Origin of the sequence: Lutibacter agarilyticus, from assembly GCF_900188235.1 — a bacterium.
GTDB classification, from domain to species: domain Bacteria; phylum Bacteroidota; class Bacteroidia; order Flavobacteriales; family Flavobacteriaceae; genus Lutibacter; species Lutibacter agarilyticus.
Map to the genome: position 1 here is coordinate 1 of NZ_FZNT01000006.1, position 18,447 is coordinate 18,447.

Sequence of the window (18,447 nt, forward strand, 5' to 3'; positions counted from 1 at the left end):
ACTGGAAATCTGTTTGTTCTGTGGTTCAAAAGTTTGTTTTTACTACTAATAGCAACAGCTCTCCACATACGTAAAAAATCGAAGATTCGACGGAGTCAATGATGTTGTTTTTGAGCTGTATGATTTGACTTTCAACTTAACAATAACATAAGGCGTGGTATTACGTTTTATTACTTAAGGTTTAAAACTTCTAATATTTAATATCAAACTTTGTATCTATTACACGGGGAGTTAATACGTCATTTCCAGCTTGACTGGAAATCTGTTTGTTCTGTGGTTCAAAGGGTGTTTTTATTACTAGTAGCAACAGCCCCCCCCACATACGTAAGAAATCGAAGATTCGACGGAGTCAATGATGTTGTTTTTGAGCTGTATGATTTTAGACTTTCAACTTAACAATAACATAAGGCGTGGTATTACGTTAAATTACTTTAGGTATAAAACTTCTAATATTTAAGATCAAACTTTGTATCTATTACACACCCCTAACCCCTCTCAAGAGGGGAGTTAATACGTCATTTCCAGCTCGACTGGAAATCTGTTTGTTCTGTGGTTCAAAGGGTGTTTTTATTACTAGTAGCAACAGATCCCCGCATACGCGAGAAATCGAAGATTCGACGGAGTCAATGACTATTTGGTTGGTAGTTGTTGGTAGCTAGATACTGAATACTTAAAACTCTTTAGCAAAGAATTAAATAAATTACCGAATTGGGAACTTTTTATTATATTTGCAGTATTAAAGAATAAAATGTGAGAATAATATCAAGACGAACATTACGTGAATTTTGGGAAAAACACGCAGATAGTGAAGAACAATTAAAAGCGTGGTTTCGTGAAACAGAAAAAGCATCTTGGAAAAATAGCAATGAGTTAAAATCTGAATATCCAAGTGCAAGTGTTTTAAGAGATAACAAGATAGTTTTCAATATTAAAGGAAATAATTACAGGTTGATTGTTAAAATGAATTTTGAATTTCAAATATCTTGGATATTATTTATTGGAACTCACGCTGAATATGATAAAATAAATGCTAAAGATTTGTAATGATGGAAATTAAACCTATAAAAAACGAAGTAGATTATCAACAAGCACTTGACAGACTTGAACTGATTTTTGATGCAACAAAAGGAACAAAAAAAGGAGATGAACTTGAAATACTTACGATTTTAATTGACAAATACGAAAATGAAAATTTCCCAATTGGAATGCCCGATCCAATTGAGGCTATTAAATTTCGAATGGAACAAATGGGGATGAAACAAAAAGACCTTGCTGAACTTATTGGATTTAAAAGTCGTGTAAGTGAAATTTTAAATAAAAAAAGAAAATTGACTTTAGAAATGATTAGAAAAATAAGCATTTCTTTACATATTCCTACTGATATCTTAATACAGGAATATATTGTAGAATAATATTTACTGTGGCCTACACAATAATTACGTCATTTTCAGCTTAACTGGAAATCTGTTGGTGCTGTGGTTCAAATGTTGTTTATATTGCTTGTAGCAACAGCACCCCACATACGTAAAAAATCGAAGATTCGACGGAGTCAATGATGTTGTTTTTGAGCTGTATGATTTGACTTTCAACTTAATAATAACATAAGGCGTGGTATTACGTTAAATTACTTTAGGTATAAAACTTCTAATATTTAATATCAAACTTTGTGTCTATTACACGGGGAGTTAATACGTCATTTCCAGCTTGACTGGAAATCTGTTTGTTCTGTGGTTCAAATGTTGTTTTTACTACTAATAGCTACAGCTACCCACATACGTAAAAAATCGAAGATTCGACGGGGTCAATGATGTTGTTTTTGAGCTGTATGATTTTAGACTTTCAACTTAACAATAACATAAGGCGTGGTATTACGTTAAATTACTTTAGGTATAAAACTTCTAATATTTAATATCAAACTTTGTGTCTATTACACGGGGAGTTAATACGTCATTTCGGCTAAGCTCAATACAGCGCTCAAGAGGGGGAGTTAATACGTTGTAATCTTCCCCAAAAATGAGACAGTTTAGAAATAGAACATATTTTTTTAAATTTGAAGTGAAAATTTTAAAATTATTGATGCTTTGGAGAGCTCAATATTATTAGAAAAAAACAGCACTATTTAGAACAAAAACAAATTAAAAAGAACAGATAAGTATTTAAATAATTTATTTAAATTTGACAAACCCTAAAAAAAATACTGAATTCATTTATATATTTAATTAGATTTCTGAACTAACAATCCGCTGTTTTTTTAAGTGATTTTTATGGGTTAAAAGTAGCTTAATTTTAAAGCTGGTTTGCTTTAAATTTCAGTTAAAATAACATAGAATTTGTTTTATGCAGTTTTATTAAAAGATAAATAATTGATTGTATAAAATGAGTTATATACAGGCTGAAAACGGAATTTTTGATGAAGAAGAATCAATCAAATCAATAAAATGCAACCAAGAATAGAGAAACTTTCCGAAAAAAAATTAGTAGGAAAATCATTAAAAATGTCTTTAATTACTAATAAAACTACCGAATTATGGAAAGGTTTTATGCCTAAAGTAAAAATGATTCAAAACAAAGTTGGTTCAGATTTTATTTCAATGCAGATTTATGATAAATCTTTGAATTTTAAAGACTTTAATCCACAAACTGAATTTACAAAATATGCTATGATTGAGACATCTAAATTTGAGAATATTCCTGAAGAAATGGAAACACGAATTTTGAAAGGTGGACTTTATGCAGTATTTGTACATAAAGGAATGGCAATAGATTTTCCGAAAACATCGCAATATATTTTTAATCAATGGCTACCGAATTCAGAATACGAATTAGACCAAAGAGAACATTTTGAACTTTTAGGAGCAAAATACAATCCTACCGATAAAAATTCGGAAGAGGAAGTTTGGATTCCGATTAAATATCGTGAAAATATCAGCACATAATAACTCATAAAATCTATGCATACATTTCAACTAAATAACGAACAGACAAACATTTAATAAACGGTTTGCTACAACCAAAAAAAATATGAAAAATTTTATAAAACACTTTATAGTATTAATTACTTTTATTTCATTGTTTGGTTGTCCGTCAGATGATGATGATTGTATGAAAACAATTACAATACCTCAATATTATATAAGTTTAGGCCAATCTTATAGTTATGACACTACACTAGAAGTTCCTTGTGACTTTGCTGAGCCTGAAGAACCTCAATTAATAGAGCCTCCAATATTAGAAAATTTTTCATTTGAAATATTAAATTTCAACTTTACACCTGACACAGGAAACAATACTTCTAGATTACAGTTTCAAATCAAATTGAACAATTCAAATAATTATAGTATCAATGGTGTACCTATTATAACTATGAATTCAGATGGTTTAGAATATTCTGGTAGCTTTTCAAAAGACGCATCTGTTCCTTGTTATCAAATTGACGCTAATTCAGATTGTATATTGACTTATGATAAAGAAAGCTCTTTAGATTTGGGAATAATTAATTCAATTCAGATAATTAAGGTAGCGTACTATTTAACAAATTAATAGAACAAAGAAAAGTAAAAGCTAATTGCAATAGCTTTTATGATACGATATATAAAATATGTTTAAGTGGAGTCCAGAACCCACGCTTAAAAAAACGGGGAGCAACTGAAAATCCATAAGAGTAGGGGAATTCAATCTAAAACAGAAACAAAAATGGAAGCACAAAAGGTAGACATGTTTATCATGGCAAATGTCAAATACTTTGAAAGTCATCAAATTGCTCAAATCAGAGAAAAACTTATCCAAATGGATGACTCTAAATGGGGTTTGGTTCAAACATTACAATTTAAAGAGCCAACAACAAGCCTTATTATTTCATTGCTTGCAGGTAGTTTAGGTATTGACCGTTTTATGATTGGAGATACTGGTTTAGGTATTGGTAAATTAATTACTTGTGGAGGATTTGGAATTTGGGCTATTATTGATTGGTTTTTAATTATGGGAGCTACCAGAGAGAAAAATATGGCTAAACTTCAACAAGTTTTATATTAATGTCAATTAACAGGAATAAGTTATATACGCTATTATTTATTTCCTGTTTGGCGGGGTATATATATCTTTATATAAGTATGACTTCAAATTTTATAGAACCTAAATCAGTTGAAGTTTGCCCAATAAAGTTTACAACAAATATGCCCTGTCCCTCTTGTGGATCAACACGCTCTGTTATTTCAATTGTTAACGGAAAATTTAGTGATGCATTAAGTATAAATCCTTTAGGTTATATTATTGCTGTTATAATGGTTTTAATACCTCTATGGCTGTTAATAGATGTTTTAATTAAAAAGAAATCACTATTTAAATTTTATATAAAAATGGAGACCTATTTAAAAAAGCCACAACTTGCAATTCCATTAATTGTGTTGGTACTTATTAATTGGATTTGGAATATTACAAAAGGACTATGATAAAAGTAACAAACTTTGCATATAAACCAGGGGAGCATGAAGCTGAAAAAGCCTCAAATAGTTACCTTATGTCATTAATTGCTATAATGGGAGGCTTACCCTTACCAATAATTAACCTTGTAGCTACTTTGATTTTTTATTTAGGAAATAGAAAGGGAACCTATTTTGTACGTTGGCACTGTACACAAGCCTTACTTTCTCAAATATCAGTACTTTTTATTAATAGCTATGGTTTTTGGTGGACAGTTTCAATAGTTTTTACTTCAGATGAAAGCATTACAAATAACTATATAGCCTACATAATTGCAGCTTTAATTTTCAATCTTTCTGAATTTATAGCAACTATATATACTGCAATTCAGGTACGAAAAGGTATTCACGTATCGTGGTGGTTTTACGGTAGTTTAAGTAATTTAATATGTAAACCAACATTATGAAAAATATTTTTATACAAGGTTTAACAATAGTAGTGCTGTTTTTCTCAACTTGGTTTGTTTTAACAAAGGTTGACTGGATGACTATTTTAAAAATCGAAAATAGAACCAATAAAACTGAAGAAAAGCTTGGTGAATTCTTTTTGGAGACTTTCAAGCAGTCAGAACAAGAAAATACAAATCCATTTGTAGCCAATGCTATTGATAGTATTGTAAGTAAAATTTGCTCAGAAAATGAAATTGATAAAAAAATAATTAAGGTTCATATATTTGATAAAGATGAAGTAAACGCTTTCGCGTTACCTAATGGGCATCTTTTAATTTATAGTGGCTTGATTTTAGCATCAGACAATCAAGAAGAACTAAGCGGAGTAATTTGTCACGAAATAGCACATATTCAGTTAAATCATTTAATGAAGAAATTGATAAAGGAAGTGGGGCTTTCAGTGTTAATCTCCATGTCAACGGGCAATGGTGGACCTGAAATTATAGGAGAAACGTTAAGGTTACTATCATCATCAGCTTTTGACAGAACTTTAGAGCAAGAAGCAGATATTAAAGCTGTGGAATATCTTATCAATGCAAAAATAAACCCTGAACCTTTTGCTAATTTCTTATACAAGTTATCAGATAACGAGAACGAAGCCATGAAATATGTGTCGTGGACAAGCACCCACCCAGACTCAAAAGAAAGAGCGGAATATATTATTGAAGATAGTAAAAATAACGCTACAGTTTATGAGTCTGTACTATCAATCAATACTTGGGGGCAATTGAAAGTAGCATTGGAGGAATGAAAAAAATGAAAATTTCTACAGGTAACACTGTAATTGAAAAGGTAGATTTAAATAATTTTAGGAACCGAACTTAGAATTTTAAAACCCTCAAGAATTATAAAAAGGGAAGAGCTTCATTTTTACCATTTACTTGCTCATTAACAGAGTTGATGCTAAATTCTTAATGAATAAACATTATTCTGTCAAGTAGTTCTTATTAGTTTGATGATTATTTTTTACTCATAAAACAACTTACTCATTAGCCCCTAAATAAACCCAATACTCATGCTCTTTACAAAACTTAGAGTTTTCGTGTATATGGTTAATAATACCATTTTCCTTAAAGAATGCTTTAAATTCAACGGTGTCTTCTGTAGTGTTTAATACTTCTAGTTTTACCCAATTCACAGATTTCGTCCATTTTTCAATGGCTCTTTTTTCTTGTTTGTTTGGTCGGGTAGAGGAATGATGACTTTTTTGTAAGTAGTTTACATTTGCCAACACAAATGCACTATACCTAGAACGCATTAATTGTGCTGCTGTGCTAACAGTATGAATATTTTTATGTGCTTTTTGGCAGCACTCACTATATTTTTTTTGAGGATTACAAGGACACTGCATATAATTAATTTACCAGTTCTTTTTTAGCTTTAATTCTGAAACAACGTTCTGAACCTAAATATAACGGATCTCCATATTCTTCAGACCAAAAACCATCTAAGACGTCATTTGATATACAACGATAAACTACAACTCCTTTAAAAGTGTTTTCTTCTTCGCCTAAATAACTAAAATTAATCACTAAAATATTGTCTTTAAAAAAACCAGATCCAGTTTGTGTTTGGTCAGCGTGAATTAACCATTTAGCCAGTATTCTATTATTGGCATCCAGTGCTAAGGTTAATGTACCTTTATACGTGTTTTCAGAAGCATCTTGATTGCTCCCGATAATACTAAATGTTCCAACTAAATCTTCTACATTCATATAAACATCAAATTTAAAGAGTCAAAGATACTGTATCTATTAAATTGAACAATAAAAAGTTCTATTTGGGCATTAAATAAATTAATAGACCTGTGGCTAAATTAAACCAAGAATTTTAAAATAGAAAAGCTATATTTATTTTTTAATTTGTAGACTCCAAAAAATTATTTTAAATAATGGCAGAAGGAAAAAAATTTGGAACGTTTGAAGGTGTTTTTACACCATCTATTCTTACTATTTTAGGGGTAATTATGTATATGAGATTGGGATGGGTAGTTGGTAATGCCGGCTTATTAGGTGCTATTATCATTATAGTTTTGGCTCATGTGATTGCTGTTACCACAGGTTTAAGTGTTTCGTCTATTGCAACTGATAAAAAAATTGGGGCAGGTGGTATTTACTATGTGTTATCTAGAAGTATGGGAATTCCCATTGGAGGTTCTATTGGTATTGCCCTTTATGTAGGTACTTCGCTCTCAATAGCATTGTATTTAATCGGATTTGCAGAAAGTTTTAATGATTATTTCGGCTTTGGCACAGCTATTAATGATATTCGTTTAACAGGAACTTTAGCACTAGTTAGTTTAACAATATTGGCTTTGATAAGTACTTCGCTAGCGTTAAAAACTCAATTTTTAATTCTATCAGCCATTATCATTTCATTGATTGCTATATTTTTTGGGACTTCAAATTTTGAACCTCAAACGGTTCAATTATTAGCTCCTGAGCATGCGGTTTCTATGGAAGTTGTGTTTGCCATATTTTTCCCAGCTGTTACTGGTTTTACTGCAGGTATCGCCATGAGTGGCGATTTAAAAGATCCGAAAAGTTCCATTCCAAAAGGAACATTAATGGCTATTGGTGTTGGACTTGTTGTTTACATAAGTCTTGCAGTTTTTCTTGCGAATAAGGTAAATTCAGAAGTATTAATTTCGGATTATAATATATTAATGAAAATTGCTTTATTCTCTCCAGCAGTAGTTGCAGGTATTTGGGGTGCTACACTTTCATCTGCAATAGGTGGTATTCTGGGAGGTCCAAGAATTTTACAAGCCATGTCAATTGATAAAATAACACCAAAAATATTTGGAAAAGGTAATGGGAAAAATAACGAACCAGTAAATGCTTTGTTGTTGGTATTTATAATTGCACAAGCGGGGATATTAATTGGTGAATTGGATGTTATTGCACGTGTAGTTTCTATGTTTTATTTAACGGCTTATGGTTTTATTAATATTTCCTATTTTTTAGAAAGTTGGGCAAACCCAGATTTTCAGCCTAGTTTTAAAATCAAACGTTGGATAGGCTTACTTGGTTTTATGGCTTGTTTTGGTGTCATGTTTAAATTGGATACCCTTGCAATGATGGGCGCTTTAATAGTTATTGGAGGCTTATATTTTTGGTTGCAACGCAAAGAAGTAAAATTACAAACCAATGACGTTTGGCAAAGTGTATGGGAAAATGTTGTAAATAAAGGATTGAAAAAAATTGACGATCAAGAAGTAGAAAAATCTAATTGGAACCCTAATATCATTCTATTTAGCGGACAAAGTGACCATCAATCTTATTTATTACAGTTGGGTAAAACAGTTTCTGGGCGTACAGGAATTGTTACAAATTTTAAATTGATATTAGATACATCCAATTTACAACCGCTTAAAAAATCGGAGCAAATTGTAAAAAGTGAAGAGTTTAAGGAATTAGGAATATTTGGACGACAAATTAAAGTAAGTAACATTTATGATGGAATTACGACCATTGCTTCTGCCTTTGGATTTTCGGGTGTAGAGCCAAATACTATTATGATGGGGTGGCCAAAAGGATTGGAAAATTCTAAGGAATATTCAAAAATGACACAAACTTTGTTGTATTTAGATTATAACTTATTGTATTTAGATTTTGATAAAAAGGCCAAGTTTGGGAATTATGATACCGTAGATTTTTGGTGGAGAGAAACAGATAGTAAAAATGCTGAAATGATGTTGAATATAGCACGTTTTATCATTGCATCTCCACGATGGAACAATACAAGTATTAGGGTATTATTTGTAAATAATAACAATGTAGATAAAGCATTAATTCATGCTAAAATTTATAAATTGGTTGAAGATTTAAGGGTAAATGTTGAAATCATAATCATAAATAATGCTGTTGAACAAAAACCTTTTTATAACTTAATTGAAGAAAAATCTAAAGCAACAGGTTTAACCATTATCGGTATACCAAATTATCAGATTGAAAAACAAGCTGAATTTGTATTGAGAACAAATCATTTATTTGAAACTATAGGCTCAACTCTTTTGGTGAAAGCCTCAAATAATTTTAATGTGTTAGATTTAGATTTTGTAAATAGGTAATCTTATTTTTTTACAGTTGGATTGTTACTTTCCGATACAACATTTATAAATCCTTATTTTATAGGGGTTTGAAAGAGATGAGGTACAAAAAGGCAAAACATGTGACACGGAAATTAGCAATTGTTTGTAACTTTTTTCAAAGATAATCATTTCACCCGTGATTTCACCTCTCTGTAACCCCTTATTTCACTAGGATTTCATAAAACTCTCACTTTTTAAGGGTGAAATGTTGACGCATAAAAATAATTAATTTTTTATCAAATTTTCAGCGTTTTTTGTTGGTTACATGTTGCACAAAAATTAGAAAGTGAGCAAAATAAGGAAAAACTGAATTTTTTTGAGGTACAATAGGTACAACAAAATACGTAATTCATATAAAAATGCTTTTTTACGAAGTTGATTATATAGCTACTTCTTTTTTAGTATTAAGGAATGAGGAAAATCCACACTAAATTACGGGAAACCCATCTTTAATAAGCCTACTGATATTTATCACAGCCTCTTTAATTTATTTTTTTTATTTTAGCATTGCTATGAATTACACTACGGAAAACCGTACGATTAATCGGATTAAACGTACTAATTTTCAATTTTATTTTGAAATTGAAAAGAAAGAAAATAGGTCCTCTAGCATAAAACATAAAAGAATAACAAAAAACTGTTTATCCAGTATTATTAAAGGATAAACATGAGTTTTTAAGGATATAACAAGTTACCTGCAAGCAAAAAAAATGATATGAGATTAATAAAAGCAAGAGTACAAAATTTTCGAAGTATAAAAGATACAGGAGAATTTGAAATAGAAAAATTAAAAACAATTTTAGTTGGGCCAAATGAATCTGGTAAAACAGTATTATTAAGAGCTTTACAACAGCTTAACAAACCAGATGGTATAGACGGTTTTGATTTAATTAGGGATTATCCTCGTTCTTTATATAATGATATAACTACTGGCAGTGTAAAGGCCGAAAATATAGAAATAGTTCGTGGATATTTTGAACTTGATGAAGAGGATAAAAAACTAGTTCCTGAAGAATATAAAAATTGTACTTATGTACTTTATAGGTTGCTTGACAACAAAGGTCGGCACTGGCTAGACAATGCACCTAAAAAAAAAACATATAAAGATATAACAAAAGATTTATCTCGATTAAATGCTCATATTGATAAGCAATTTGAAAAAGATGAAGATTTTGATCCTGAAAAAAAACCAAGTATTAGATTAAAAATTGTTACAAATGTTTTCTCAGATTCAACCAATCTAACCAAAGAAAACACAACTAGTTTAATTAAAATATTAGAAGAATTTTATCCTTTAATTGATGAAGAAAATGAAAAAGAAGAAGACAGATACTCAAAGATTATTGAAATAATAGAATTTAATAATAAATATGATGAAGTACTTAAACTATTAGGTAGTCGTATTCCTGTATTTGTACTTTTTAATAATTATTTCAAAGTTAAACCATCGATTCATTTAGAACATTTAGCTGAACGAATAGAAAGAAATCTTTTAGAAGACGATAAATTTTACGATTACGGAAACCTTTGCTTATTAAAATTCTTAGGTTTTAAAGTTCGAGAATTGGCTGATATTGGAAATACTACAAGTCCTGATAAAAATGATATAGATGAATTAAAAGAGTATAGAGACACTCTAGATAATAGAACTTATCAACTTAATGCTGCAAGTATTAAATTAACAAAGGAAATAAAAAATATATGGAACCCTAATCCAAATAGACCTGAAGCTGAAAAAATTAGAATTACAGCTGACGGGCAATACTTAAAGGTGGTTGTAGAAGATGAAATTGGAGTAGAAATTGAACTTGATCAGCGTTCAGAAGGCTTTCAGTGGATAGTTTCATTTTTTGTAGTATTCTTTGCTGAAGCAATGGATAAACATAAAAATGCAATACTTTTGTTAGATGAACCTGGTATGAGTTTACACGGATTAAAACAACGTGACTTTAGAGATACTCTTTCTAGATTATCTATTACTAATCAAACTATTTACACAACCCACTCTCCTTTTCTAGTTGGAGCTAATGAATTAGATTTGGTAAGAGTTGTAGAATTAAAAGACCGAGAAGAAGGAACAAAAGTTCACACCACATTATCTTCAAGTGACCCAGCAGGATTACTACCGCTTCAAGAAGCTTTGGGATATGATTTGGCACAAAGTTTATTCACTCATCAGAAAAATTTAATTTTAGAAGGTTTAACTGACTATTGGTATGTTGAAGCAACATCTACAATGTTAAGAGAATCTAATATTATTGATTTTGACAAGAAAATAGCTTTAGTATTTGCAAATTCAGCAGGGAAAGTTGTTTATTATGCTACAATTTTACATTCTCATAATTTAAAAATTGCGGCTTTATTAGATTCTGATGCAGCAGGTGACCAAGCAGCTCAACAAGAAAATTTAGTTCACACATTGGGAAATAAAAACATATTAAGAACTAAAGATTATTGTTTAGATGTTAATAAACCTGAAATTGAAGATTTATTAAGAGAGACTTTAATAGAAATTGTTAAATCTGAATATTCAAAAGATGTAAAATCAATATCAGATTCTCAACCAACTAGACCAATTATAGATATTTTCACTCAAGAAGTTCCAGATTTTTCAAAATATAAATTAGCTAAAGCTTATTTAAGATGGTGCAAAACTAATGAAGCTAAATCATTAACTGAATCAGAAATAATATTTTGGAAAAAATTAATTGGAGCAGTAAATAAAGCATTGAAATAGTATTATGGATGAAATTTTAAAACCTTCAGTTATTGCATCTTTTACGGCTTTATGTATATCATTAATTACTTTATATCAATTTTTCAAAAATCAACGTTTTCAACAAAAACAATTTGATAAAAATTTAAATAGAACATTGACTAATAAACTTTATGATTTGAGAATAGAAAATTATCCATTAGCGTATGAAATAACTGACATTATTTATAAGCATAAAGGAGGTAATTACGATTATCAAGAATTAAAAACTGTATTAGAAAATTTAATTGTTTGGAAAAAAGGAATTGTTAATTTAATAATTTCCGTTGAGTGCCGTGATAGTTTTTATGATCTAAGAGATGTTTTAATGAAAAATCCTGCTAATAATCAGGAATATTCAAAAGAACAAATTGATAAGATATTTCAAGCAAATAAATTCTTTAGAAAACAACTAAGACGTGATTTAGGATTTATGTATAGAGAAGAAAGATTAAGAAGGAAATAAAGCCAGCAGGTAACATAGGGTATAAAAAATTGCTTAATTCAATAGAGTAGAATGTTTATAAAACATAAAAAAATTAAATTTAAACATCGGAAAATTGCGGTTTCAAACCCGCAACTTTCCATACCCTAAACCGTTGGGCAAAATTAAAAAAAAGGAAAATGACACTTTTAGAATCACTATATAAAATTTGTAAAGAAAACATCGATGAAACTAATGATTGGTATAATTGGAGAAAAATAAATGAATCATTTATTCCTGATTCTATATCACTTCCCAAAGGCAATCAATACATCAAAAACATTTACTTGAAAAAGGAACTTAATTCCAAATGGGAGAATGAAATTGATTTAAAAAAACGAGGAATTTATATTGAGTATTATATAAAAACTTGGGGAGGAATAAAAGGAAATAAAAAAGATTCAATAATAGAATATCAGACAAAGAGTGCTGATGAATTAATTAAAAAAGGAGTTAAAGGAATTGCTTCTTGGTCAAAAGCGTTAGTTCTACATAATTATAACAAATATGCTATTTTTGACGCTAGAGTTTCTTGCTCATTGAATTGTTTACAGATTATTGATTCAGTTGATGATAAAATTTTATTTCCAATACTTGCAAGTCAAAATAAAACTATCATTACTGCAAATAAAAAATTAAAAAGAATATCTAAAATTGAGAAATGGGAGATAAGTAATGAAACTACTTTCTATAATCAATATTTGAATACCTTAAAAACTACATCTGAAAAATTAAACACTAATATTTCAACAGTAGAAATGCTACTCTTTGCAAAAGCTGAGGAATTAATAAATAAATCATCGCTCTGATAAAAACTTTGCCCAACAACTCATAAAATTTATGCTTAAATTTCAAATAGAACAAATGACAAATGATTTGCTTCGTCCAAAAAAATGTCCAATTTTACAAATGCTCAAATCATAACTTTAAACCGTTGTGAGTATACCATAAATCTAGACTAAATTTAACATTTGAAGAAAAAAACACAATGCTAAAATTGGATTGAGGAAATCCGTAAAGAAATAAACTAAAAAAGAGATAATTTAGTCAAATTGAAATATAAAGAACATATTAATCTTACTCATTTAATAAAAGCTTCTGAACAAATTGTTCCGCTAGCAGTAACAATGAGAACAAAAATTGATGGGCTTAGAGAGTGTTTCTAAAACATAAAAATATATATCATCTATGAATCTATTTCCTATTAAAAGTTTAAATTATAGTAAGTTAATTTTCCTTTTGTTTTTATCATTGAGTGCCTGTATGACTAGTTCTAAAATAGCAGAAACAGAAATTGAGTTCGTTCAATTTGGTACAGGTGGTGGTTTTACAGGTGAAATAAAAACGTATATGCTAAATTCAAGAGGTGAGCTTTTTGAGAATGATAGTCTACTTAAAAGTATTGATTTAAAGGCAACCTTAACATTGTTCAAATTAGCAAAAGAAATAAGTGATTATGAATTTAAAGAAACTGGAAATATGTATTCGTATATCATAATTAAAAAAAGAGAAATTACTAATAGAATTGTTTGGTCTTTTGGTAACACGAAAGTTAATCAAGATGTTATTGAATTTTACAAAAAATTAAAAACGACAACAAAATAAATAAACTTTGAAAAAAAATCACATTAAACCGTTAGGAATCATTTTATTAATCTTGATTTCTTCTTATTCTTTTGGACAAGTAAAACAGCAATCTGCTCCAAAATTTAAAAACCCATTCCAAAGTAAGTCTACTAAAGATACAGCTCAAATAAAATCGCCTATAATTGGTAATAAGACAGTACCTATTCCTCAAGGTAAACCAAAGATTAAATTGGATAATGGTTCTTTTTCAGTTAACCTTAAAAAGGATAAATTAGCTAAAGCAACGGCACTAAAAGAATTTAGCGCCTGGTTACCTATGAATGATAGCAAATATTCATTTGAACAAGTATCTGAAAAAACTGATAAACTTGGTTATACTCACACTAATTTACAACAGTTTTATAATGGTTACCCAATAGAGGGGAAGGTTGTTATGTTGCATTCTAAAAATAATATGGTCACTGCAATGAATGGACAATTATCAGATTTACCAACTATTAAAACCATGTCAACTATTACTTCAGTACAAGCCACAGAAATAGCAAAAAACTATTTAAATGTTACAGAGCTAATTCAAGAATATCCTGTGGAAAAGGTTATTACTCAAATTTCTGGGAGTGAAAAAAAGGAAACTAGGTTGGCTTATAAAATAAGAATTGATTCCAATGCTCCTTTTATGATGTATCATGTTTATATTGATGCCGAAACTGCGGTTGTACTTAAAAAAGTCAGTTTGATTGCTCATACGGATACTCCTGGTACAGGTAAAACGCTTTATAGCGGTACACAAGACATTACAATTGATAGTTATTCTGGTGGATATCGTCTTAGAGAACAGGGAAGAAAAATTGAAACATATGATGCCACGAATGCAACTTTTGTAAATAATACAGGTTTCACTGGGTCTTCAGATTATGTTAGTTCTTCAACTGATTGGGTTGGTGTTTCGAGATTAAGCTCGTTTTCAATTTCAGCAGTTTCAAAGACTTGGTGGTATGCCGCTTTTGCTGATCAAATACCAGATTTATATATTGTTATCAAAGATGCTTCAAATCAAAAAGTTTACACATCTAAGTATGTAAGTGATGCAAATCCACCTTTAACATTTAATAATATTAATTTAAATCTTACGAATGGACCTTATAAAGTAGAAATTTGGGATTATGATACTTTTGGAGGGGATGATTTTGGTGGAAGTTATATTATTTCAGCTGATGTTGGAACTGGAAGTTGGTCCGGAAGTGGTAATGTTGGTACTTATGAGGTTGTAACATCTAGCTTAGCTTCTTTGGATGTTCATTGGGGGATGGAACAAACTTATGATTTTTATTTAAATGTTTTTGGTAGAGATAGTTATGATGGTTTAGGAAGTGTAATAAAGCAGTATATTAATCCGCCAGCTTTACAAAGTGAAAAAGGAGAAAGTCCTAATAATGCTTATGCTATGCCAGCACCATATAATATGATGGCTTATGGACTTGGGGATGGTGTACGAATGAATCCAGTAGTTGGGCTTGATGTTGAGGGGCATGAGTTTACTCATATGGTTGTTGATAACAATGGGAATGGAGGACTGGCTTATGAAGGTGAATCTGGAGCTTTGAACGAATCTTTTGCAGATATTTTTGGAGTTAGCGTAGAATTTTATTCAGGAGTAAATCCAGATTGGTTTATGGGAGAGGATATTATGGTGAGTGAACCTTTTTTGAGATCTATGTCAAATCCAAATGATAGCAATGGCCCAGATACTTATAATGGTACACATTGGGTGGATCCTTCAAATTTGGATTATGATCACGGAGGGGTGCATACGAATAGTGGGGTTCAAAACTTTTGGTTTTACCTACTTAGTGAAGGAGGGACAGGAACTAATGATTTGGGTAATCCTTATGCTGTAACTGGTATTGGAATTTCTGAGGCTCAACAAATTACTTATAGAAATTTAATCACTTATTTGGGGTCTAATGCTACTTATTTAGACGCATATTATGGCTCATTACAAGCAGCTGAAGATTTATATGGAAATGGATCTGTTCAATACAATTCTGTTAGAGAAGCTTGGTATGCAGTAGGGATTGGAAATGATGCAAGTGATTCTTGTAGTGGTGTAATAGAATTAACGGAGGTTAGCGGTACTGTTACAGATGGTAGTGGTTCTTCTAATTATATTAATAACGCAAATTGCACATGGGTTATAGCACCAGCAGGAGCTTCTCAGATTTCATTAGATTTTACGGAATTGAATACTGAATTAAATTTTGATACAGTATATCTGTATGATGGTCCAGATGAAACATATCCAGTGATAGCAACTTTGACTGGTACTGTTTTACCTTCAACTATTACAACAACTTTAGGAGTAGGAGCTATGTGCATAAAATTTGTTTCAGATGCTTACACTACAAGTAGCGGTTGGAGTGCAAATTATACAACGATTATTAAAGAAGGAGAAACTTGTCATGGAAGTACTGTTTTTGCATCGAATTCAGGGAGTTTTAGAGTTGGATCAGATATTAGTGGTTATGGGAATAATCAAAATTGTTATTATTTTATATCACCTCCTTGTGCTGAATCGGTGACACTTTCATTTTCTGAGTTTGATACAGAATTGGATTATGATGGTGTTATTATTTATGACGATTGGGAAGGAAATAATCAGTTAGCTGTTTATTCTGGTATAAGTATTCCAGCTTCAGTTACGTCAAACACAGGTCAAATGTTAGTGATTTTTGTTTCTGATCATTCTAATATAATGAAAGGTTTTTCGGCAGATTATACTTCTACTGGTGCTGATAACTACGGTGAAATAACTGTTTTAAATACGACTGATTATGGAATCATTTCTGATGGTAGTGGTTTAAATAATTATTGTAATAATCAGGAAAATAGCTGGTTGATCCAACCACCACAAGCTACAAGTATTACGTTAACTTTTACTGAGTTTGCTGTAGAAGAAGCTTCTTCTGATGGGGCTACAATTTATGATGTGGTTGAGGTTTATGACGGAGCAACAACCAGCTCAACACTTTTAGGGCGATTTACCGGAGCAAACTTACCACCTGTTATCACTTCTTCAGGTAGTAGTTTATTAGTAAGATTCAATTCAGATTTAGACATTAATGACAAAGGCTGGGAAGCATATTACACTTCAACACAAAATTCGTATTGCTCAAATGGTATAGTATTATCAGCGGCAAATGGAACGTTTTCTGATGGTAGTAATACAGATAATTATACTAATAATAGTATTTGCTCCTGGCTTATACAACCATCTAATACAAGTTCTATTTCTCTTTCATTTACAGAATTTAATACCGAGATTGATTATGATGGAGTTGTTGTGTATGATGGAGCAGATAGTTCTGCACCAATTTTAGGTCAATTTTCAGGAACAAGCTTACCGCCTTCAATCAATTCTACTGGAGGTGTTATGTACATTGAATTTTTATCGGATATAGCAAATAGGGAACAGGGGTGGACTGCAAGTTATACGTCTACTAGTACATTAGGGATTTCAGATAGCTTTTTTAAATCAAATTTAAAGGTTTTTCCAAATCCTTCAGATGGTATTTTTACCATTAAATCTAATTTTAATGAGCCAGTAAATTTTGAAATGTTTGACGTATTAGGTAGGGAAGTTTTAAAAATGAATAAATTAGATATAGGAATTAATGAAATTAATGCAACTAAATTGTCTTCAGGAACGTATTTAATTAAATTTACAAATGAATATGGGAGTTATATTGAGAAGTTAATTATCAATTAATTTTATGAATAAAAATAAACTTCAAATACTAAAAAATTTAGTTCAAAATAGAGCAACATCAACTACAATTTAAAAATAAATAACCATAAGAATATGAATAACAAGTTTTTATTATTAATTACACTAGTATTAACAAGTACTATATCAATTTCAAACACAAAAAATAATTTTGAATTAAAACCAAGTAAAGATCCTATGGCAGAATTTACTTTTGCTATAACTGGTCGTGCACCTGTAAGTGTACAATTTGTAAATCAATCTAAAAATGCTGAAATTTTTAATTGGGATTTTGGAGATGGAACAACTTCAACTGAAGAAAACCCAGTTCATACATATAATGAAGGAGGTCCATATATTGTCACTTTAAGAGTTTCTTTAGGAGATAAACATGACAAAATTCAATCTATTGTCAAAGTAGAAGAGAAACCTTCAAAAGTAATTATAAATAAAATTTCATTGAAAAAGATGCCTCTACTTCAACCAGATGGTAAACCTTGGGATAGAGATGGTGGAGTTGAGTTATACGTGAAAATTCTTGATGGTAATAATAACAACAATACTTTGTTAAAAAAATCAAATGTTCTTTGTGAAAATTTGAATATCAATAATCAACTTCAAGTGAATGCATTATTTAATAACCTGAAATTAAGAGTAATTAATGATACCTATTTTATTGTATTTATGGAATATGATGAGTGGTCGGATAATGAACAGGTCGGTTTCTTAGGTGTAAATTTCAACAATTATGCAATAGTTGGTAAAGACCAATATCCAACAAATATATTTTTAGAGCAAAACGGAATGATAATAGATCTTGATCTTGATTGGGAGTAA

At 30.2% G+C, this 18,447-nt stretch carries 17 protein-coding genes; 15 read left to right on the forward strand and 2 right to left on the reverse strand.

Going from position 1 to position 18,447, the window contains the following annotated elements:
* Positions 1–750: 750 nt before the first annotated feature.
* The 8 genes from CHB67_RS10635 (at position 751) to CHB67_RS10670 (ending at position 5,679) form a co-directional block, all read left to right on the forward strand.
* The gene (locus CHB67_RS10635; protein WP_089381765.1) at positions 751–1,044 is read left to right on the forward strand and encodes a type II toxin-antitoxin system HigB family toxin; all 294 of its coding nucleotides are present in this window, start codon (positions 751–753) and stop codon (positions 1,042–1,044) included.
* A 2-nt stretch (positions 1,045–1,046) separates the two neighbouring features.
* A complete protein-coding gene (locus tag CHB67_RS10640; RefSeq protein ID WP_089381766.1) occupies positions 1,047–1,412 on the forward strand; it encodes a helix-turn-helix domain-containing protein in 366 nt (121 codons plus the stop codon).
* A 1,026-nt stretch (positions 1,413–2,438) separates the two neighbouring features.
* Entirely contained in the window at positions 2,439–2,936 is a 498-nt protein-coding gene (locus CHB67_RS10645) for a GyrI-like domain-containing protein (RefSeq protein ID WP_089381767.1), read from the forward strand.
* 85 nt (positions 2,937–3,021) lie between these two features.
* Positions 3,022–3,540, forward strand: coding sequence for a hypothetical protein (locus tag CHB67_RS10650; protein WP_089381768.1), 519 nt, complete (start codon positions 3,022–3,024; stop codon positions 3,538–3,540).
* 153 nt (positions 3,541–3,693) lie between these two features.
* Positions 3,694–4,032, forward strand: coding sequence for a TM2 domain-containing protein (locus tag CHB67_RS10655; protein WP_089381769.1), 339 nt, complete (start codon positions 3,694–3,696; stop codon positions 4,030–4,032).
* 77 nt (positions 4,033–4,109) lie between these two features.
* Positions 4,110–4,448 (forward strand): DUF2752 domain-containing protein, encoded by a 339-nt coding sequence (locus tag CHB67_RS10660; protein ID WP_217900267.1) that lies wholly within the window; start codon positions 4,110–4,112, stop codon positions 4,446–4,448.
* Entirely contained in the window at positions 4,445–4,885 is a 441-nt protein-coding gene (locus tag CHB67_RS10665) for a DUF4870 domain-containing protein (protein ID WP_089381771.1), read from the forward strand. Before CHB67_RS10660 ends, CHB67_RS10665 begins: the two co-directional genes overlap by 4 nt.
* Positions 4,882–5,679, forward strand: coding sequence for a M48 family metallopeptidase (locus CHB67_RS10670; protein ID WP_089381772.1), 798 nt, complete (start codon positions 4,882–4,884; stop codon positions 5,677–5,679). Before CHB67_RS10665 ends, CHB67_RS10670 begins: the two co-directional genes overlap by 4 nt.
* Before the next feature lie 231 nt (positions 5,680–5,910).
* On the opposite strand, the gene CHB67_RS10675 is transcribed toward CHB67_RS10670, so the two are convergent.
* Together CHB67_RS10675 and CHB67_RS10680 are read right to left on the reverse strand one after the other, a co-directional pair.
* The gene (locus tag CHB67_RS10675; protein WP_089381773.1) at positions 5,911–6,279 is read right to left on the reverse strand and encodes a YchJ family protein; all 369 of its coding nucleotides are present in this window, start codon (positions 6,277–6,279) and stop codon (positions 5,911–5,913) included.
* Between the two features lie 4 nt (positions 6,280–6,283).
* Complete coding sequence (locus CHB67_RS10680) at positions 6,284–6,643, reverse strand: hypothetical protein (protein WP_089381774.1); 360 nt, start codon at positions 6,641–6,643, stop codon at positions 6,284–6,286.
* 176 nt (positions 6,644–6,819) lie between these two features.
* Here CHB67_RS10680 and CHB67_RS10685 point away from each other — a divergent pair, with 176 nt between their 5' ends.
* The 7 genes from CHB67_RS10685 (at position 6,820) to CHB67_RS10715 (ending at position 18,447) form a co-directional block, all read left to right on the forward strand.
* Positions 6,820–9,000 (forward strand): amino acid permease, encoded by a 2,181-nt coding sequence (locus CHB67_RS10685; RefSeq protein ID WP_089381775.1) that lies wholly within the window; start codon positions 6,820–6,822, stop codon positions 8,998–9,000.
* A 736-nt stretch (positions 9,001–9,736) separates the two neighbouring features.
* Positions 9,737–11,758 (forward strand): AAA family ATPase, encoded by a 2,022-nt coding sequence (locus tag CHB67_RS10690; protein WP_089381776.1) that lies wholly within the window; start codon positions 9,737–9,739, stop codon positions 11,756–11,758.
* A 4-nt stretch (positions 11,759–11,762) separates the two neighbouring features.
* Positions 11,763–12,242 carry a hypothetical protein gene (locus CHB67_RS10695; RefSeq protein WP_089381777.1) on the forward strand — a complete coding sequence of 160 codons (480 nt, stop codon included), beginning with the start codon at positions 11,763–11,765 and terminating at the stop codon, positions 12,240–12,242.
* Positions 12,243–12,400: 158 nt separating this feature from the next.
* Entirely contained in the window at positions 12,401–13,069 is a 669-nt protein-coding gene (locus tag CHB67_RS10700; protein WP_089381778.1) for a hypothetical protein, read from the forward strand.
* Between the two features lie 454 nt (positions 13,070–13,523).
* The gene (locus tag CHB67_RS10705; protein WP_089381779.1) at positions 13,524–13,865 is read left to right on the forward strand and encodes a hypothetical protein; all 342 of its coding nucleotides are present in this window, start codon (positions 13,524–13,526) and stop codon (positions 13,863–13,865) included.
* 7 nt (positions 13,866–13,872) lie between these two features.
* Positions 13,873–17,613 carry a CUB domain-containing protein gene (locus CHB67_RS10710; RefSeq protein WP_089381780.1) on the forward strand — a complete coding sequence of 1,247 codons (3,741 nt, stop codon included), beginning with the start codon at positions 13,873–13,875 and terminating at the stop codon, positions 17,611–17,613.
* Positions 17,614–17,706: 93 nt separating this feature from the next.
* Positions 17,707–18,447, forward strand: coding sequence for a PKD domain-containing protein (locus tag CHB67_RS10715; protein ID WP_089381781.1), 741 nt, complete (start codon positions 17,707–17,709; stop codon positions 18,445–18,447).